Below are 17,656 nucleotides of genomic sequence, written 5' to 3'. Positions count from 1 at the left end.
AGGACATCCTGCAAGACATCGGCGCGATCTCCGCGATGCAGTCGGACGCCCAGGCCATGGGACGGCTCGGCGAGACGGTGCTGCGTACCTGGCAGACGGCGCACGCGATGAAACAGCTGCGCGGCCAGCTGTCGCCAAATGAACTGGCCGACAATGAGCGAGCACGCCGCTACGTCGCCAAGACCACCATCTGTCCGGCGCTGATCCACGGCCTCGACGACGAGATCGGCTCGATCGCGCCGGGCAAACTGGCGGACTTCGTGTTGTGGACACCGGCGCTGTTCGGCGTCAAGCCGACTGTGGTGTTCAAGGGCGGAATGGCAGCGATGGCACTGCTCGGCGACCCGAGCGCATCGGTGCCCACACCCCAGCCGGTATTGCCGCGGCTGGGGTACAACGCCCATACCCGCGCCGCGGCGGCCACCAGTGTCGCGTTCGTCTCGCCGAGCCGTCCCATGGCCTGGGCGTCCGACTGCATCGCGGAGATCGCGCCGATGTCTTGCAGGATGTCCTCGGCAGCGATGGTGCCGGCGCGTACCCGGCTTTCGGCGAACTGCAATTCAGCGGGGATCTTCGGGTTGAGTTGATGTGCGACAAGGACCATGTCGAGTTGCTCGTCGACGGTGTTGACGGTGAACGGCCGGGTCGGTGTCGTCGACGACGGCAGCGCGTTGGATTCGCCGGCGAGCCGGATGATGTCGGGCGCGTGTCCGCCGCCGGCGCCCTCGGTGTGGAAGCTGTGAAAAGACCGCCCCGCCACGGTGTCGATGAGTGTCTCGACGAACCCGGTCTCGTTGAGCGTGTCGCTGTGAATGGCGACCTGCACGCCGGCGTCATCGGCCACGCGCAAGGCGGCGTCGATGGCGGCCGGCGAGGCGCCCCAATCTTCATGGACCTTGAAGCCGGCTGCCCCGGCGCGCAGCTGTTCCCACAGCGACTCCGCCGAGATCGTGGTGCCACGCCCCAGGAATGCCACATTCACCGGCCACGGGTCGAAGCCCTCCAGCATCCGCGCCAGCCACCATGCGCCCGGGGTGGCCAGCGTCGCTTTGGAACCGTCGGTGGGTCCGTTACCGCCGCCGACGAACGTGGTGATCCCGGCCTGCAACCCGACCAGGCTCATGTCCGGGGAGACGAAGTGGACGTGGGTATCGATCGCGCCGGCCGTCATGATCATGCCGGTGCCGTTCATGATCTCGGTGGATGGGCCGATCACCAGATCCGGGTGGACATCGTCCATGATGTCGGGGTTGCCCGACTTGCCGATCGCGGTGAAGTGGCCGTCGCGCACCCCGACGTCGGCCTTGATGATCCCCCAGTAGTCCAGAATCACCACGTTGGTGACCACCAGGTCGGGAGTGCCCTGCGAGCGTGGCGTGTGCGACTGGCCCTGAGATTCCCGGCCGGATTTGCCCCCACCGAACACGATCTCATTGCCGCCGACGCAGCGGTCTTCCTCGATTTCAATGAACAAGTCGGTGTCGGCCAGGCGAAGCCGGTCCCCGGTGGTGGGACCGAGCATCGACTCGTAGAGCGGCCGGGGAATTTCAGCCATCCAGCGGTCCCCCGCATTCGCCGCGGAAGCCGGCGGCAATTCTCCTGCCGCCGAAGGGAATCAGCTCGATTTCCTGAGTGACGCCGGGATCGAAGCGCGTGATACCGCTGGAAATGATGTTCTGCCGTTTGCCCCAGGCCGCCTCGCGGTCGAACTCGAGTGCGGGGTTCGCCTCGGCGAAGTGATAATGCGAGCCAACCGAGATCGGGCGGTCACCCGTGTTGACCACTTTGATGGTGGTCACCTCGCATCCGACATTGATCGGCACCGGCTCCCGGCCGAAGATGATGCAACCGGGCGCACCGGGTTTCATGCTGGAGTCCGCCCCGGGCTGCACGAGCGCGATCGCGCCGCCTTTGCCCGACCCCAGCGGAACCGTCTTGCCGGTGCCCGGACGCTTGCGACTTGGCGGCGGGGTATGCCGATCCACCGTCTCGACGACTCTGTCCAGAATCGGAGTGCGCGCCAGTATCCGTTGGCCGGCGGCCACCGCCTTGGTCGCTGCCCCTTGCCCCTTCCCCGCGGCCAACGCTCGCTGCATCTGGTTGGTGACGGTGTCTTTGATCTTGTCGGTGAAGCGGCTCATCGCGTCCTCAATGAATCGGCTCGGGAACGGTGATCAGCTTGGTGCCGTCCGGAAAGGTTGCTTCCAGGTGCAGCTGTTGCAGCATCTCCGGGACGCCGTCCATGACGTCTTCGCGCTTGAGCACACTGCGCGCGGCATCCTGCAAATCGGCCTTGGTGCGTCCGTCGCGTGCGCCCTCGAGTAAAAACTGCGTGATCACCGCAGTGGCCTCAGGCAAGTTGAGCTTGAGGCCACGCTTGCGCCGTTTCAACGCCACCTCCGCCGCCACATGAATGAGCAAGCGTTCCTGCTCCCTGAGTGTCAGCAGCATGAAGAAGTGCTTTACCCGTTCCGACGACCGCCAAACCGCCACGTCGAGCCGGTCGGGGCCGTGTCAGACGGTGACGGACTGCCCGCGTCCCACCTCGATGATGCGGTCGGCCAACCCGCGTTGCTTCATTTCGTCGGTGAAATCCGCGAGGGGCGAAGCAAATACCGTGTAGTCGTCGAAGTGGATCGGGATCACCTTGGGCAGCTTCAGCCGGTCAACCACCTCGGTGCCCTGGCGTCCATCCATGGTCACGGTCAGCCCGGGCAGTCTGGGGCCGGCCGGTAATCGAGTACCGCCGAGGTGCAGCACCCCGGCGTCGATGGCGTCGAATCGCACGGGGATCTCGTCCAATTCTTCGATCAGCAGCGTGTCGCCCGAGATGTAGAGTCGCCTGCGCGCCGAACCGTCCACCGATTCGAACTCCAGCATGCTGCCCATCACCGGCGGCAGCAGCCGATTAAGCGGCACCGGGGCATGGCGGCCCGGCAGCGAAGTCAGCGTTAACGTGATGTCGCCCTTGGTGATGGTGTGGGCCTGCCAGGTGGATAGCCCCAGCGCCCGGCCGAACCCGCGCCGACGCAGCCGCTTGGCCGCGTGCGGCGTCGTCACCACGGGCAAGCCATGGTCAAGCCCTTTTTGCGCAACGCGATCCCAGTGGTCGCCGTGCATATGCGACAACACGATCGCATCCAGCAGCGGCAGCTCCTCGATCTCGAGCGCCGGGTTATGCCGGCGCTTGGAGACCAGACCGTAGCCCAGGTAAGCGTGCTGGCCTTGGTGCAGAAAATTCGGGTCGGTCAACAGCGTGATCTCGCCCGCCGAGATCAGCGTGGTGGCATTGCCGATGAAGGTGATGCTGATATCCACGCACCGCGACTACCCGCATCACCGGGGTTCAATCAGGCGATTGGTCAGTGCGCGGCAGCCTCAGACTCGTGCTCGGCGCCGTTGGTGGCCGCCGCGTCGTCCCAGCCGTTGACATGCGGCTCCGCCGGCCGGTCGAGATCCTCCGCGCCGGTGACTTCACGAAGCGCCGCGATCAGTTGGTGGACCTTGACCACCTCTTCCTCGGTCGGAATGGCGCCGGCCTCGAGCTCGTCGGGCAACTCGGGCCGCAGACCGACTCCGTTGGCGGCCTCCGCCGCCGACAACTTGGCGTGGATACGCGCGGTGTACAGCTGCTGGCCCAGCGTCGATCCGGGGGCGGCCGCAGCGCGCTCCATCAGGTCGTCATAACGTCGCCGGACGTCACTGAGCGCCACGATGACGGTAGAGGTGGAGCGGCTCTGCGTAGCAGCATTGGTCAGCGCTGCGCGGAGTTTACGCAGACCCGACAGAACCACTTCGGCCCGTTTCTGGAATTTCTTGTCTTCGGGGAACGGCAACGAATCAATGGCGGCTCCGTACATGTGCATGGCCGCCTCGGCGAGACTGACGATGACTTGCGCTTCACCTTCATTCGGGTCGAATTCGCCCATGGCCCCTCAATTCTGTGCTGGTTCAACTTTCGTCGCTTCGACTGCACCGAAGAGAGTATCGGTAAGAGGCGCATAACAATAGCGGTGCTGCACGCCCGCGCTGGCATCGTCGCCGCTAGCCGCGGGAAATTCTGCGGACCTCGATCCGGCCGTCGTTTTCGCGCACCTCGAGTGCTGGCTGGCTGACGATCGCCGGGCCCTGCAGCAAGGTGCCGTCGCGGATGTCGAAACGTGAGCCGTGACAGGAGCAGGTGATGACGTGGCCGTCGAGGTCGCCCTCGCTGAGTAGACAGCCACGATGGCTGCAACGGTCGTGGATGGCATAGACGCGTCCGTCGCGTCGAACCAGCAGCACCGGCGTGTCCTCGACATCGGCGGAATGCGGTTGCCCATCAACTAGATCCACGCTTGAATCGACCGCGGTCCAGTCCTCGGGACCGGGATCGAAGGCGGTCTGGTTGACCCCGACGCCGCGCACGTAGGCCATGTGCCCGCCCAGGTAGCCACTGCCGCCGAGCACCCCCGCCCCGGCGAGCGCCAACAACGCGCCTCGAATCCGGGCACCGCGTCGACGGGCGAGCAGCGATGCGCCATAGAGCACCAGCGCAGCGGAGTTCGCCGCCGCGTGAACCACCCCGACGCGGCGTACGCCCTCGTCGGACAGCTCGGTGTCGGCCCAGTCGCTGAAGCCGGTGACCGCAGTGGGTACCGCTGCCGCGATGCCGACGGCGATCAACCGCTGCGCCGCTCGCGCACCCGTGCGTGGGGCGAGCAGGTCCAACACGGAGGCGGACACGAACGAGCCGATCACCAGATCGGTCATCGGCGGGTGGACCGGGTGACCCAGCCAGGTTCCACTGATCGTGTCTTTGAGTGGTTCGGCGCCCAGTAGCCCGCGAACCTGTTTGGCGATCGCCTGTGCCGGAACGTCGAGGATGCCGGCGCGCTCCAACGCGTCGATCAGCGGTCGGCCTGGGGTGGAGACGGACACGGGCTGGGACCTCCCTTGAGCGGCGATCCCCCTGCAGTACCCGGCTGCTGCCGGCTCTACACGCCCTTCTGGCCGCGTCCGCCAACAAATGGAGTAGCCGCCTACTCTAGGTGCCCGCCCGCGTCGCGCCCGAGACTGCGAACAGCCGTTGCCAGCTCAACCGCGCGGAAGGGCATGAACCGATGACTCTTGACGGGTTTGAGACGGGTTCGTTGAACCCACCCACCTTGCGCAGCGCAGCCAGACTCGAGGTGATCGACAAGGGCGCTTGCACGCCCACCCATCCGGTGCCCCTGCTGTTCGTGCACGGCGCCTGGCACGGCGCGTGGTGCTGGGACGAGTATTTCTTGGACTTCTTCGCCGACAACGGTTTTCGCGCCTTAGCGGTCAGCCTTCGCGGCCACGGAAAGAGCCCGACGGCCACACCACTGCGCCGTTGTTCGTGCGCAGACTATGTCGACGACGTCCGTTCGGTCGCCGACGACCTCCCAGCCGCGCCGGTGGTCATCGGGCACTCGATGGGCGGCTATGTCGTGCAGAAGTATCTGGAGCAGTTCACTGCCCCAGCCGGTGTGTTGCTGGCGTCGATGTCGCCGCGGGGATGTCTTGGCTTCTTGCTGCGCCTCGCGAAACAGCATCCGTGGCGCGCGACGAGAGCCACGATTACCGGCAAGTCCGCGTTCTGTTTCAACACCCCTGAGCGCGCCCGCAAATATTTCTTCTCCGCCAACACGCCCGAGCCCGACGTTGTGCGGTATGCGGCGCGGCTTCAGGAGGAAAGCCAACGCGCCGCGTTCGACGGGTTCTTGCTCGACGTACCCAGACCGCAACTGGTGACTACGCCACTGCTTGTCCTGGGCGCCGAACACGACAGCTCCTTCACCATCAAGGAAGTACGTGCCACCGCTCGTGCCTACGGCACCGACGCAGAAATCTTCCCCGATATGGGACACGACATGATGCTCGAGCCCGGTTGGTCGGCCGTCGCCGAACGGATCCAGACCTGGCTGGGCAGCCGCGGACTGTGACGCCGGCAGTCGATCGTCAGTTCAGGCCGTAAAAGCGTTGCGCGTTCGATCCCGCGATTTTGGCGCGGGCGTCGTCGCTGATGTCGGAACGCGAGCGCAGGTGCTTGGTGCTCTCCGGCCACTCCCCGTCCCAGTGCGGGTAATCGCTGGCGAACATGATGAAGTCGGCGCCGAGCACATCGATGACGCCCGGCAGAATCGGCTCCTCGGGTTCACAGGTCACCCAGATGTTGCCGGCCTGCACATACTCCTGCGGGTCCCGCTGCCAGCCGCCCTCGATCCAGTCACCGCGCTTCTCGTAATGCTCGTGCAGCCGGTCGATGAAGAACGGCACCCAGCCCACGCCCGCCTCCAGGAACGCCACCCGCAGGTCTGGGTGGCGATCGAATACGCCGCCCGACACCAGTGCCGTCATTGCGGTCATCTGGTCGAACGGAAAGCTGATGCAGTGCACCTGGATGTAATTGGTGAACCGGTCGACGCCGATTTTCGGCAGATGGAAGCCGGGTACGCCGTGAATGCCCAGCGGCATCTCGAGTTCGACCGCGGCGGCGTAGAACGGGTCAAGGTCGGGGTGATCGAGGTTGCGCGTCTTCAGGGCCGGCGGTAACAGGGTGGCGGCCAGCCCCAGATCCTTCGCTTCGCGCATGATGTCGATCGCGACCTGCCCGTGCTCGATCGGCGTTACCGCCACGCCGCGCAGCCGACCGGCCGTCGGCTCGCAGTAGTCGGCGATCCACTGGTTGTAGAGCCGTGCGAATCCGGCGGCAAACTCGGGATCCTCCAGCGTGGGGGCGCACAGGCCGAGGCTGGGATAGAGCACCATCGTGTCGATGTGATCGCGATCCGCGTCGCCCAGCACACCGTCGGCAGAGGAGCAGTTGATCCCGACCGCTCTAGTCAGACCGTGCTCGACGGGCACGCCGGCGCCGGGACCGTGGTCCTCCGGGTAGTGACGGCCCTCGATCAGCAGCCTCGGGCGGCCGTCGGTACTGGGCGTGACGTGCGCAGGCCAGCGCTTCATTGCCTCGATCGCGAGGGTGGGGCTCTCGGCGACGTGGCCGTCGGCATCGATGATCCGCATGTCCCGAACCGTAACCGCCCGTGAAACACTGCGGTCATGGTTATCGCAATCGCCCGGCCCAAGCTGGAGGGCAACATCGCCGTCGGCGACGATCGTCAGCTCGGCTTCGCCGAGTTCGGCGACCCGCAGGGCCGCGCCGTGTTCTGGCTGCATGGCACCCCCGGCGCGCGGCGGCAGATTCCGACCGAGGCTCGCGTGTACGCCGAGGAGAACCACATTCGGTTGATCGGCGTCGACCGGCCCGGGATCGGCTCGTCCACGCCCTACCAGTACGACACCGTTGTCGCATTCGCCGACGACCTGCGCACCATGGCCGACACGCTCGGCATCGACAAGATGACGGTGATCGGCTTGTCCGGCGGTGGCCCTTACACCCTGGGGTGTGCGGCGGCGATGCCGGATCGTGTCGTAGCGGTCGGGGTGCTCGGCGGCGTTGCGCCGACGCGGGGCACCGATGCCATCAGCGGCGGATTGATGAACCTGGGAATGATGGTCGCTCCCCTGCTCACGGTCGCCGGATGGCCAATCCGGATGGCGGCGGTCGGTTTCATTCGGGTGATCCGCCCGGTGGCCGAACCGGCGCTGTACGTCTACGCGCACGTGTCGCCCGAAGGCGACCGCCGACTACTGGTGCGACCCGAGTTCAAGGCGATGTTCCTCGACGACCTGCTCAACGGCAGCCGTAAACAGTTGGCCGCCCCGTTTGCCGATGTGGTGGTCTTCGCCCGGGATTGGGGTTTTCGGCTTGACCAGGTCAAGGTGCCGGTGCACTGGTGGCACGGCGACCGCGACCACATCGTCCCGTTCTCCCACGGCCAGCACGTGGTCGACAGGCTGCCCGATGCCACGTTGCACCCGATACCCGGCGAAAGCCACCTGGCCGGGCTGGGCCGCGCAGAGGAGATTTTGCGGACCATGATCAAGGTCTGGGACCGCGCCGAGCAGAAGTGACTCGTCAACGGCTCACCAGCGATCAACGGAATGCTTTCGTCGCGGCGCTACTGGGCTGGACGATGGATGCCTTCGATTACTTCCTCGTGGTCCTGGTCTACGCCGATATCGCCGAAACCTTCCACCACACCAAGACTGAAGTCGCGTTCCTCACCACGGCCACTCTGATGATGCGCCCGGTGGGGGCGCTGCTGTTCGGTCTGTGGGCCGACCGGGTGGGACGGCGACTGCCACTGATGGTGGACGTGACGTTTTACTCCGTGGTCGGGTTTCTCTGCGCTTTTGCCCCCAATTTCACCGTGCTGGTGATTTTGCGGCTGCTGTACGGCATTGGCATGGGCGGCGAATGGGGATTGGGTGCCGCGCTCGCAATGGAGAAGGTTCCGGGTGAGCGCCGGGGCTTTTTCTCCGGCCTGCTGCAGGAGGGCTACGCGTTTGGCTATCTGCTCGCAACGGTGGCGTCGCTGCTGGTGATCGACTGGCTCGGACTGTCGTGGCGCTGGCTGTTCGGTCTGTCCATCGTCCCGGCCCTGGTCAGTCTGATCATCCGGTACCGGGTGCGCGAATCCGAGGTATGGGAGACGGCGCAGCAGCGAATGCGCCTGACCAACACCAGGATTCGCGACATTCTGCGCGACGCCAAGGTCGTTCGTCGGTTCATCTATCTGGTGGTGCTGATGACCGCGTTCAACTGGATGAGCCACGGCACCCAAGACGTCTACCCCACGTTCTTATCAGCGTCCCATGACGGCGGCGCTGCGCTATCGGGTGCGACGACGAAGTCGATCGTGGTCATCTACAACGTCGGCGCCATCCTCGGCGGGCTAGTGTTCGGCACCCTGTCCCAGCGGTACGGCCGCCGCCACACCGTCGTCTTCTGCGCGATCTTCGGGCTACCGATCGTGCCGCTTTTCGCCTACTCGCGCAGCGCGGCGATGCTGTGTCTTGGCGCGTTCCTGATGCAGGTCGTGGTGCAGGGCGCCTGGGGCGTCATCCCGGCGCATTTGACCGAGATGTCGCCGGATGCCATCCGGGGCTTCTATCCCGGCGTGACCTATCAGTTGGGCAATCTGCTGGCTGCTTTCAACTTGCCGCTGCAGGAGGCGCTGGCGGTTTCCCATGGTTACCCCTTTGCGTTGGCCGCCACGATCACGCCGGTGCTGATTGCGGTCGCGCTGCTCACGGCGATCGGCAAAGATGCCACCGGAATCAGGTTCGGCACGGAGCGGACTGTTGTCGGTGACCTGAATTAACCTGAGGCGGTGGCGCAGGCTCCGCGAACTCGGTACGCCAAGTGCGACGATATCGAGATCGCCTACCAAGTTTTCGGCGACGGCCCGACGGACCTGCTCCTGCTGCCGGGGCCGTCAATCCCGATCGACACCATCGACGCCGAGCCGTCGATGTATCGCTACCACCGGCGGTTGGCTTCCTTCAGCCGGGTGATCCGCTTCGATTTCCGCGGAATGGGTTTGTCGTCCCGTCTGCCGGCGCGGGATGTGCAGGGTCCGCGGTACTGGGCCGAGGATGCCATCGCCGTGATGGACGCGGCCGGATGCGAGCAGGCGTCGATCTTCGCGCCGAGCTTCAACGCGATGGCCGGCCTGGTGCTCGCCGCCGACTACCCCGAGCGGGTGCGCAGCCTGGTGCTTGTCAACGGCGCGGCGCGCGTGGTGTCGGCGCCCGACTATCCGATCGGCGCCGATCTCAATGAGGCCAGCCGGTTCGCCACGGTCGGAATAGAGCCTGACGCGGTCGAGCGTGGGTTCGACATCTTGCGGATCGTCGCCCCGAGCGTCGCCGATGACGAGGCGTTCCGCGCATGGTGGGATCTTGCCGGCAACCGCGCGGCGTCACCGAGCATGGCTCGCGTCGCAACCCAGGTGGTGATTGATTCCGACGTCCGCGACGCGCTCGCGCGCATCGCTGCGCCGACGCTGATCCTGCATCGGGCGAACGCGCAATTCATCCCCGTCGAGCACGGGCGCTACCTTGCCGAGCACATCGCGGGGTCGCGCTACGTCGAACTGCCAGGCGGAGATGCCTTGTACTGGGTCGGGGACACGGCACCGATGCTCGACGAAATCGAGGAGTTCCTCACCGGCGTGCGCGGCGGCTTCGACGCCGAACGTGTGCTCACCACAATCGTATTCACCGACATCGTCGGCTCCACCGAGCGTGCCGCTGCACTGGGCGACGATCGGTGGCGAGATCTGCTGGACAATCACGACGCACTTGTTCGTCATCAACTCGACCGGTTCGGTGGTCACGAAGTCAACACGGCCGGCGACGGATTCGTCGCTACGTTCACCAGTCCCAGCGCGGCGATCGCGTGTGCGGACGCCATTGTCGACGCGGTGCAGGTGCTCGGAATCGAGGTGCGGGTGGGACTTCACGCCGGCGAGGTCGAGGTGCGCGGTGCATTAAAAGAGGACGTCGCCGGTCTGGCCGTGCACATTTGCGCGCGCGTGGCGGCGCTTGCCGGCCCCAGCGAGGTGCTGATGTCCTCGACGGTGCGCGACATCGTCGCCGGCTCGCGGCGTAGGTTCGTCGAGCGCGGCATGCATGAGCTCAAGGGCGTACCCGGCCCTTGGCTGCTGTGCGCGCTGGTGCGCGACGATGCCATGGTCAGGCCATAGGCGTATCGTTTCGCCGTTGAGATTGCGCGCAGGGTCGTTGCTACGCGAAAATCACAACCCTGCGCGCAATTTCAACAACTAGCGGTGGCTGTGCATCATCACCCGTCGCCGCTCAGCACTGCCCGCAGCAGATGCATCGCCACCGTCGTCGAGCGCTCGCGAATGTCGGCGCGGTTGCCCGGCAGCTGTACCGTGCGGGTCAGCGACTGGCCGTCAGCCAGCGCAACCGTAAAGCAGACCGTGCCGACCGGCTTGTCCTCCGTTCCACCGCCGGGCCCGGCGATCCCGGTGATCGCTACCGCGGTGTCGGCCCCGAAACGGCGCAGCGCACCTGCGGCCATCGCTTCGGCCACCGGCTCGGACACCGCCCCGTGCGCGTCGATCAGCGCCGAATCCACGCCCAGCAGTTCCGTCTTGGCGTCGTTGGAGTAGGCCACCACCCCACCGGCGACATAGGCCGACGAACCGGCCAGATCCGTCAGCCGTGCCGCGAGCATCCCGGCTGTACATGACTCCGCCGTCGCGATTCGGCGCCCTGCCAGCAGCCGAGCGACCTGGTCGTCCACCCCCGAGCCGTCTTCGGAAAAGATTTGCTGCCCATGCTTTTCGCGCAGCAGCTCGAGCAGTTGCCCGTACACGCCGGCGGCGTCGGGCTCGTAGCGGGTCACCATTTCGACCTCGCCTCGCCGCAGGCAGGTGGTGATCTCCAGCGAGCCGAAATCCGGAAGGCCCTCTTCGGCGTCGCGCAGCGTCTCGGCCAACCCGGATTCCGGTAACCCGAACATCCGCACGGTGTCCTGGTGATAGACAGTCCGCCCGGCGATGGCCTCCTGAACGGCGGGCAAATTCACCGCGGTCCGCCACATCGGCTGCAACTCGCGCGGCGGCCCGGGCAGCACCACGACGGTGGGCGCACCAGGCACGATGACGCCGGGTGCGGTGCCCACCGGGTCCATCACCACCGCCCCGGCCGGGATCATCGCCTGCTTGCGGTTAGCCGCGCGCACCGCGTCGAAATCCCCGCCGCCGACCCGCTTCATCAGCGATTTCAGGATCGCGGCGATCTTGCCCTCCAGTTCGGCGTCCAGCACCAACTCACGCCCGCAGAACCGGGCCACCGTCGCGACGGTCATATCGTCGGCCGTCGGACCCAACCCCCCGCTGGTCACGATCAGGTCCACGCCTTGATCGGCCAGGAACCGCAACTGGGCCTCGATATCGCGCTGCCGGTCCCCGCAGATCGTGATGTGCGCCAGTTCGACACCCAATTCGAGCAGCCGATCGGCGATCCACGGGCCGTTGCGGTCCTGTACCCGCCCGGTCAAGACCTCAGTTCCGGTGACGACAATGCCCGCACGTGCGCTCACTGGTATGACCTTAAAGTGTGGACGTTGAGGTACTTCAAGCCGACGTGACCAAGCTCGAGGTCGACGCAATCGCCAATGCGGCCAATACCCAACTGCGCCACGGCGGCGGCGTGGCCGCGGCCATCTCTCGTGCCGGCGAACCGCAGGTGCAGCGCGAGTCGACCGAGCAGGCGTTCCGCGCGGCGGTGCAGGCCTAGGCCTCCGGCGAGAGGTACCGCTCTACCGATTCGGTTTTGCGCGTCATCGCATCCGCGGCGCCGGATCGCCAGTCCGCTTTGATCACCACACTGACCCGGGGTGCGCGGGCTTTCACCGCCTCGACGGCGCGCTGGACCACCGCCATCACCTCATCCCAGGAGTCGCCTTCGATCACGGTGAACATCGCATCGGTCTTGTTCGGCAACCCGGAGTCGCGCACTACTCGCACCGCTTCAGCGACCAGCTCACCGACGCCTTCGCCGGCGCCTAGTGGGGTGACCGAGAACGCGACGAGCACTGACACAGACTCGAGCCTAAAGCCTGGCGCATGGCAGCATCGGCCGCATGCGGGTTCTGGTGCAGCGGGTCTCCTCGGCATCGGTGAGGGTGGACCGGCAAGTCGTGGGCGCGATCCGGCCCGAACGTCAGGGGTTGCTCGCCTTCGTCGGCGTCACTCACGACGACGGCGTCGACAACGCACAGCGGCTTGCCGAAAAGCTTTGGCAACTCCGCATACTCGACGACGAGCGATCCGCCGCTGACATCGACGCACCGATCCTGGTGGTCAGTCAATTCACGCTCTATGCCGACACCGCGAAGGGTCGACGACCGTCGTGGAACGCCGCCGCCCCGGGCGCTGTGGCCGAACCGCTGATGACGGCGTTCGTGGAACGGCTGCGAACATTGGGCGCCTCGGTGCAGACCGGGACTTTCGGAGCCCACATGCAGGTCGAACTGGTCAACGATGGGCCAGTGACCGTACTGCTCGAATTGTGAGGCCTGTTTGCGGCGTCGGCGGTGAAGCGTAGCCTGATTTGACGTAGCCAACGCACCGATCGATCACCATGCCTTCACGCACCCGGCGTTGTTTTATCGCACCGCCGGGGAGTACTGCGACTGCTTATTGCCGTTCGTGTCAGATGGGCTCGACGCTGATCACCCCGTGCTGGTTGCGGTTCCCGAGCCCAATATGACGCTGCTGCAGGACGGCTTAGGGCCGGCTGCGGCACACGTGACGATGGTCGACATGACCGAAGCGGGACGCAATCCCGGCCGGATCTTGGGCGAATTATTGAGTGGCTTCCTGGAAAGGCATCCGGATCGTCCGGTCCGAATGATCGGTGAACCGGTCTGGCCCAGCCGATCTGAGCTGGAGTATCCGGCATGTGTACAACACGAGGCGTTGATCAACCACGCGTTCACCGGCCGTGATGTCACGCTGGTCTGCCCATACGACGTCGCGCGCCTGGAATCGCGCGCCGTCACCGACGCTCGCGCCACCCACCCGGTGCTTTGGCAGGCCGGATCGGCCGCGCAAGCCAGCAGCACATTCGCGCCCGATGCAGCGTGGGCACACTACAACCAACCGCTGTCGAGCCACGACGCCGCGGTCCGGTACACCGCCCGCCAGTTCGCCGACCTCAGCGGGGCGCGTGCCTTCGCAGCCAGCTACGGCCAGTGGTTCGGTCTGGCTTCCGAGACAATCGCAGACCTGCAGTTGATCATCAATGAGTTGGCCACCTCGAGCCTGATGCAAGCCGGCGCCTGCCGGCTTGCCCTCTGGCAGAACGATGGCCATCTGGTCTGCGAAGCCCGCGACAGCACACATCTCGACGACCCACTCGCCGGCCGGCGGCCATATGACCGCGACACCAGCCGGGGGCGCGGCCTTTATGTGGTCAACGCGGTCGCAGATCTGGTGCGCACCCACACCACCACCGAAGCGACCACGATCCAGGCTTACCTCCGTATCAAAGGAGCGGCGTGATGCGCGGCCATGCCATGCTGCACTCCGCCGCTGGATTGGCACCGTTCGGCCACTTGGCGTGGAGCTATACCGAACGCGCCCAGTTTCTCCATCGTGCCGCTGAATACATCGCTGACGGGCTGCGACACAACCAATACATCGCCTACGCGGGCGAGGGTACGCGCGATGCACTGCTCTCCGAGTTGGCCGCGATTCCGGGTATCGCCGAGCATCTCGATTCCGGCCGCATCGAGGCGATTCCGTCGGACGACTACTACACCTTCTGCCCCGGCACCGACGTCATCGACAGCGATGCGGCGGTGGCTAAATATCTCACCACCGCCCGCCAAGCAATCGCCAACGGCTACAGCGGATTCCGGGCGGTATCCGATGTCACGTCGGTGGCACGCACCCAAGTGCAGCGTGACGGGCTGGCCCGGCTGGAGTATCTCGTCGACCAGCAGATGGCGGTGCTGCCGTTCTCGGCGATGTGCGCCTACAACGCCCGTGAGCTCGGTTCCGCGGCAGACGAATTGATGTGCCTGCACCCATTCGTCAACGCAGGGTCGGTGATGTTCCAGCTCTACGCCGACCCTGATACGGCCACGGACTTCACGCTGGCCGGTGAGATCGACGCCCAAACCAACGACTTGTTCGACACCACGCTGCAGCGTATCTGGCCGCTGGTGCCCGGTCATAGCATGCGAATTGGCGCCGACGAGTTGCAGTTCATCAGCCATCAGCAGTTGTGTCTGCTGGAAAGCCGAGCCCGACAGCACAACCGCAACGTGATCCTGTCGACGAACCAACCCACCATCAGTCGGCTCGTCGACCTGCTCGACCTCACCCATGTGCAGGTGACTGCTCGCGATGACCCGCTCCGATGACGACGAGTGGGACATCGTCACCAGTGTGGGTTACACCGCTCTGCTGGTGGCCGGGTGGCGCGCGTTGCACGCCGCCGACCGAGAACCGTTGGCGCGCGACGACTACGCGAAGCATTTCATCAACGCGTCAGGCGACCCGTATCTGACGGGATTGCTGGCCGACCCCGAAACGTCGGAGGGCGCGACGGCGTTTCCGCGCCTGTACGGCGTGCAGACCCGGTACTTCGACGAATTCTTCGTCAGCGCTACCGGTGACGGCATACGGCAAGCGGTAATCGTCGCGGCCGGTCTGGATTCCCGGGCATATCGCCTCGAATGGCCCAGCGGGACAACCGTGTTCGAGCTCGATCGGCGTCAAGTCCTCGAATTCAAAGCCGGTGTTCTCGCTGACCACGCAGCCCAACCCACCGCCCGCCGCACAGCGGTGGCGGCAGATTTGCGTGAAGACTGGTCGATGCCGTTGCGTGCAGCCGGTTTTGATCCGCAACAGCGCACGGCCTGGTCGGTCGAGGGGGTGCTGCCATACCTGACCGGGGAGGCGCAGGACGCGCTGTTCACCCGTATCGATCAACTCTCGGCAGCGGGCAGTCGGATCGCGATCGGTGCGCTCGGGTCACGGTTGGACCAAAACCGGCTCGCTGCCTTGGAAGCGACCTATCCGGGACTCAACAGGTCGGGCGATGTGGACTTTTCCACGCTGACCTACGACGACGCGGACAAGAGCGATCCAGCGCAGTGGCTCGCCGATCATGGGTGGACGGTCGAACCAGTTCGCACCAACCCGGAGCTGCAAGCTGGTTACGGGCGTACCCCGCCCGACGTCGACACGCAGATCGACCGCATCATGGGCTCCCGGTATATCGCAGCGACGCGCTGAGCGCCCTCGAGTTCGTCAGAGCTTGTGCGGAACGTCGAGGATCAGGCCGCCGTCCATGACGTATTCGCTGCCGGTGGAGTATGACGACTCGTCGCTGGCCAGAAACAGCACAAACGTCGACACCTCACTCGACGCGGCGGGGCGGCCCAGCGGAATGGTGAGCATATTGTCGGGAAAGTGCTTGGTCATCGGGGTGCGGATAAAGCCCGGGTGAATCGAGTTGACCCGGATGTTATTGGGCGCCAGCTCCAGTGCCGCGGATTTGGTCAGCCCGCGCACCGCCCACTTGGAGGCGACGTAGGGATGGACCATTTGAGCTCCGCGTAGGCCCTCGATCGACGAGACGTTGATGATCGAGCCACCGCCGGCGGCGATCATCGGCTCGACAGCCACCCGCATGCCCAGGAACGTGCCGGTCAGGTTGACGTCGATGACCTTCTGCCACTTGGCCATATCGAACTTGTGGATCTGGCCCAGCGCGACGATGCCGGCGTTGTTGACAAGGACGTTCAGCGTGCCGAAATCCTGCACCGCGGTGGCAGCGGCCGCCTCCCATTGCTCGAGTTCGGTGACGTCGAGGTGCACGTAACGGGCAGCCTCCCCGATCTCATCGGCAAGCGCCTTGCCCTCGTCGTCGAGGATGTCGCCGATCACCACTTTGGCGCCCTCGTCGACGAGCATCCGGGCGTGGGCAGCGCCCATGCCGCGGGCGCCGCCGCTGATCAGTGCAACTTTTCCGTCTACGCGTCCCATGACGGGTCAGGCTACCCCAGCGGCATAGAGGCCTTTTCCGGTGATCAGCGGCAGGTCCAACGTCGTGCGGATGCCCGGATCGGCGGCCACGACCGCCGGGATGGCATTCACGATCCGGCCCGCGGCGGCCACAATCGCGGCGTGGTTGTGGTCTCCCCTGCGGCTGGATGGGCAGATGTCCACGGCGTAGGACGGCTCACCGATGATCTCGACGCGATATGAACCGCCGGGCTGTGCTGGCCGCGGCCAGTCGGGGCGCAGGTCGTCACGCAATCGGGTGACGTGCTCGATGACGATCACGGGCCGGCCGTTGACCATCCCGCTGATCTCGAAGCGCATCGCCGCGACGCTGCCTTCGGGCACATGGCCGACCGCGATGTCGAAGGCCTCCGGTGCGGGCTCGCGTTCGTAGCTTTCGGTGATGTCGTCGACCTCGATGCCCAGCCCGGCCGCCAACTGCTGGATGGCCGTCCCCCACGCCATACCCAACATGCCCGGCTGCAGCAGGATCGCCGGCTCGTCGAACGGTTTGCCGAAACCCATCACGTCGAACATCACCGTGCTGCCGTCGTAGGTGGCGTAGTCGGCCAACTCCATGCAGCGCACCTGTTCGACCTGCTGACAGGTGGCGGTGAGCGCCAGCGGGATCAGGTCGTTGGCGAAGCCTGGATCGATCCCGGTGATGAACAAGCTCGAATTAGCCTGTCGTGCAGTGTCTTCCATCCGCGCGATGTATTTGTCGGGCATCACCTGCCACGGGTACTGCAGCAGACCCGGTGCGGAGCCGACGACGTTGACGCCGGCGGCCAGCAGACGCCGGACGTCACCGATCGCCTCTACCAGGCGGTCGTCACCCATCGCGCAGTAGACCGCGCAGTCCGGCTCGGTGGCCAACAACGCGTCCAAGTCGTTGACGGCGGTGATGCCGGTGGCGACGTCAAGTCCGGCCAACTCCCCGGCGTCCTTGCCGACTTTGGCATCCGATGAGACCCACACGGCGGTCAGCTCGAACCGGGGGTCGGTGACGAGTTGGCGCAGTGCCAAACGACCAACGTTTCCGGTGCCGATGTGAGCGACGCGGATTGCCATGTTGCCTCCCGAAACGATGGGGTCTCGCCGGGCGAAACCGTACCGCGTAGTGGCTGCCGACGTAATCCGTACTAAACTAGAACACGTTCCAGTTCGCCTACCGTCCCCCGAGGAGC

At 65.6% G+C, this 17,656-nt stretch carries 18 protein-coding genes and 3 pseudogenes; 10 read left to right on the top strand and 11 right to left on the bottom strand.

The features are described 5' to 3' along the window. Positions 1-446 (top strand): annotated as a pseudogene (locus A5707_RS23510) (amidohydrolase family protein); the annotation flags it as partial. On the opposite strand, the pseudogene A5707_RS19405 reads toward A5707_RS23510, so the two are convergent. From A5707_RS19405 to A5707_RS19380, 6 genes and pseudogenes are all read right to left on the bottom strand, one after another. Beyond that, positions 440-1,555: pseudogene (locus A5707_RS19405) on the bottom strand (urease subunit alpha); the annotation flags it as partial. The pseudogenes A5707_RS23510 and A5707_RS19405 overlap by 7 nt on opposite strands. Next, the gene (gene ureB / locus A5707_RS24995; protein ID WP_419866449.1) at positions 1,548-2,141 is read right to left on the bottom strand and encodes an urease subunit beta; all 594 of its coding nucleotides are present in this window, start codon (positions 2,139-2,141) and stop codon (positions 1,548-1,550) included. The gene ureB and the pseudogene A5707_RS19405, both read right to left, overlap by 8 nt. 7 nt (positions 2,142-2,148) lie before the next feature. Continuing rightward, on the bottom strand, positions 2,149-2,451 hold the full coding sequence (locus A5707_RS19395) for an urease subunit gamma (protein ID WP_065016075.1): 303 nt from the start codon (positions 2,449-2,451) through the stop codon (positions 2,149-2,151). A gap of 63 nt (positions 2,452-2,514) precedes the next feature. Beyond that, on the bottom strand, positions 2,515-3,318 hold the full coding sequence (locus tag A5707_RS19390) for an MBL fold metallo-hydrolase (RefSeq protein WP_065016063.1): 804 nt from the start codon (positions 3,316-3,318) through the stop codon (positions 2,515-2,517). A gap of 44 nt (positions 3,319-3,362) precedes the next feature. Continuing rightward, positions 3,363-3,929: a forkhead-associated protein gene (locus tag A5707_RS19385; protein WP_065016062.1), complete on the bottom strand. Its 567-nt coding sequence runs from the start codon at positions 3,927-3,929 to the stop codon at positions 3,363-3,365. A gap of 115 nt (positions 3,930-4,044) precedes the next feature. Beyond that, complete coding sequence (locus A5707_RS19380) at positions 4,045-4,920, bottom strand: Rieske 2Fe-2S domain-containing protein (RefSeq protein ID WP_082969563.1); 876 nt, start codon at positions 4,918-4,920, stop codon at positions 4,045-4,047. A 182-nt stretch (positions 4,921-5,102) separates the two neighbouring features. Here A5707_RS19380 and A5707_RS19375 point away from each other — a divergent pair, with 182 nt between their 5' ends. After that, the gene (locus A5707_RS19375) at positions 5,103-5,948 is read left to right on the top strand and encodes an alpha/beta hydrolase (protein ID WP_065016061.1); all 846 of its coding nucleotides are present in this window, start codon (positions 5,103-5,105) and stop codon (positions 5,946-5,948) included. Between the two features lie 16 nt (positions 5,949-5,964). Here the strand turns inward: A5707_RS19375 and A5707_RS19370 are convergent, their stop codons facing one another. Next, positions 5,965-7,032, bottom strand: a complete 1,068-nt coding sequence (locus A5707_RS19370; RefSeq protein WP_065016060.1) for an amidohydrolase family protein — start codon at positions 7,030-7,032, stop codon at positions 5,965-5,967. 36 nt (positions 7,033-7,068) lie between these two features. Here A5707_RS19370 and A5707_RS19365 point away from each other — a divergent pair, with 36 nt between their 5' ends. The 3 genes from A5707_RS19365 to A5707_RS19355 are packed head-to-tail and all read left to right on the top strand — an operon-like array spanning position 7,069 to position 10,622. Beyond that, positions 7,069-7,983 carry an alpha/beta fold hydrolase gene (locus A5707_RS19365; RefSeq protein WP_065016059.1) on the top strand — a complete coding sequence of 305 codons (915 nt, stop codon included), beginning with the start codon at positions 7,069-7,071 and terminating at the stop codon, positions 7,981-7,983. Further along, a complete protein-coding gene (locus tag A5707_RS19360) occupies positions 7,980-9,236 on the top strand; it encodes an MFS transporter (protein ID WP_156658144.1) in 1,257 nt (418 codons plus the stop codon). The genes A5707_RS19365 and A5707_RS19360 overlap by 4 nt, the downstream gene beginning before the upstream one ends. A gap of 9 nt (positions 9,237-9,245) precedes the next feature. Continuing rightward, on the top strand, positions 9,246-10,622 hold the full coding sequence (locus tag A5707_RS19355; protein ID WP_065016057.1) for an adenylate/guanylate cyclase domain-containing protein: 1,377 nt from the start codon (positions 9,246-9,248) through the stop codon (positions 10,620-10,622). Positions 10,623-10,720: 98 nt separating this feature from the next. On the opposite strand, the gene A5707_RS19350 is transcribed toward A5707_RS19355, so the two are convergent. Further along, on the bottom strand, positions 10,721-11,995 hold the full coding sequence (locus A5707_RS19350; RefSeq protein WP_065016073.1) for a competence/damage-inducible protein A: 1,275 nt from the start codon (positions 11,993-11,995) through the stop codon (positions 10,721-10,723). 11 nt (positions 11,996-12,006) lie between these two features. On the opposite strand from A5707_RS19350, the pseudogene A5707_RS23505 reads away from it, so the two are divergent. Next, positions 12,007-12,162 (top strand): annotated as a pseudogene (locus tag A5707_RS23505) (macro domain-containing protein); the annotation flags it as partial. 20 nt (positions 12,163-12,182) lie between these two features. Here the strand turns inward: A5707_RS23505 and A5707_RS19345 are convergent. Then, a complete protein-coding gene (locus A5707_RS19345; RefSeq protein ID WP_065016056.1) occupies positions 12,183-12,491 on the bottom strand; it encodes an MTH1187 family thiamine-binding protein in 309 nt (102 codons plus the stop codon). Between the two features lie 41 nt (positions 12,492-12,532). Between A5707_RS19345 and dtd the strand changes: the two genes are divergently transcribed. From dtd to A5707_RS19325, 4 genes are read left to right on the top strand one after another with little or no spacing between them, the layout of a single operon-like run. Continuing rightward, a complete protein-coding gene (gene dtd, locus A5707_RS19340; RefSeq protein ID WP_065016055.1) occupies positions 12,533-12,964 on the top strand; it encodes a D-aminoacyl-tRNA deacylase in 432 nt (143 codons plus the stop codon). Positions 12,965-13,022: 58 nt separating this feature from the next. Beyond that, positions 13,023-13,955 (top strand): sensor histidine kinase, encoded by a 933-nt coding sequence (locus A5707_RS19335; RefSeq protein WP_065016054.1) that lies wholly within the window; start codon positions 13,023-13,025, stop codon positions 13,953-13,955. Further along, the gene (locus tag A5707_RS19330) at positions 13,955-14,821 is read left to right on the top strand and encodes an MEDS domain-containing protein (protein WP_065016053.1); all 867 of its coding nucleotides are present in this window, start codon (positions 13,955-13,957) and stop codon (positions 14,819-14,821) included. The genes A5707_RS19335 and A5707_RS19330 overlap by 1 nt, the downstream gene beginning before the upstream one ends. Beyond that, entirely contained in the window at positions 14,805-15,698 is an 894-nt protein-coding gene (locus A5707_RS19325; RefSeq protein WP_065016052.1) for a class I SAM-dependent methyltransferase, read from the top strand. The genes A5707_RS19330 and A5707_RS19325 overlap by 17 nt, the downstream gene beginning before the upstream one ends. 15 nt (positions 15,699-15,713) lie before the next feature. On the opposite strand, the gene A5707_RS19320 is transcribed toward A5707_RS19325, so the two are convergent. Together A5707_RS19320 and A5707_RS19315 are read right to left on the bottom strand one after the other, a co-directional pair. Then, positions 15,714-16,451, bottom strand: coding sequence for a glucose 1-dehydrogenase (locus A5707_RS19320; protein WP_065016051.1), 738 nt, complete (start codon positions 16,449-16,451; stop codon positions 15,714-15,716). 6 nt (positions 16,452-16,457) lie between these two features. Next, positions 16,458-17,540 (bottom strand): diacylglycerol kinase, encoded by a 1,083-nt coding sequence (locus A5707_RS19315; protein ID WP_065016050.1) that lies wholly within the window; start codon positions 17,538-17,540, stop codon positions 16,458-16,460. Positions 17,541-17,656 lie beyond the last annotated feature (116 nt).

The organism is Mycobacterium kyorinense, assembly GCF_001672775.1.
In the GTDB taxonomy this organism is placed as follows: domain Bacteria; phylum Actinomycetota; class Actinomycetes; order Mycobacteriales; family Mycobacteriaceae; genus Mycobacterium; species Mycobacterium kyorinense_A.
Note: the sequence above shows the minus strand (reverse complement) of the source record. Positions and strands in the feature narration are given on the sequence as shown.

Excerpts from the sequence above, each read along its gene's own strand:
- ureB (WP_419866449.1), bottom strand. The coding sequence starts at position 2,141 with ATGAGCCGCTTCACCGACAAGATCAAAGACACCGTCACCAACCAGATG.
- A5707_RS19395 (WP_065016075.1), bottom strand. The coding sequence starts at position 2,451 with ATGCTGCTGACACTCAGGGAGCAGGAACGCTTGCTCATTCATGTGGCG.
- A5707_RS19385 (WP_065016062.1), bottom strand. The coding sequence starts at position 3,929 with ATGGGCGAATTCGACCCGAATGAAGGTGAAGCGCAAGTCATCGTCAGT.
- A5707_RS19375 (WP_065016061.1), top strand. The coding sequence starts at position 5,103 with ATGACTCTTGACGGGTTTGAGACGGGTTCGTTGAACCCACCCACCTTG.
- A5707_RS19370 (WP_065016060.1), bottom strand. The coding sequence starts at position 7,032 with ATGCGGATCATCGATGCCGACGGCCACGTCGCCGAGAGCCCCACCCTC.
- A5707_RS19365 (WP_065016059.1), top strand. The coding sequence starts at position 7,069 with ATGGTTATCGCAATCGCCCGGCCCAAGCTGGAGGGCAACATCGCCGTC.
- dtd (WP_065016055.1), top strand. The coding sequence starts at position 12,533 with ATGCGGGTTCTGGTGCAGCGGGTCTCCTCGGCATCGGTGAGGGTGGAC.
- A5707_RS19330 (WP_065016053.1), top strand. The coding sequence starts at position 13,955 with ATGCGCGGCCATGCCATGCTGCACTCCGCCGCTGGATTGGCACCGTTC.
- A5707_RS19325 (WP_065016052.1), top strand. The coding sequence starts at position 14,805 with ATGACCCGCTCCGATGACGACGAGTGGGACATCGTCACCAGTGTGGGT.
- A5707_RS19320 (WP_065016051.1), bottom strand. The coding sequence starts at position 16,451 with ATGGGACGCGTAGACGGAAAAGTTGCACTGATCAGCGGCGGCGCCCGC.
- A5707_RS19315 (WP_065016050.1), bottom strand. The coding sequence starts at position 17,540 with ATGGCAATCCGCGTCGCTCACATCGGCACCGGAAACGTTGGTCGTTTG.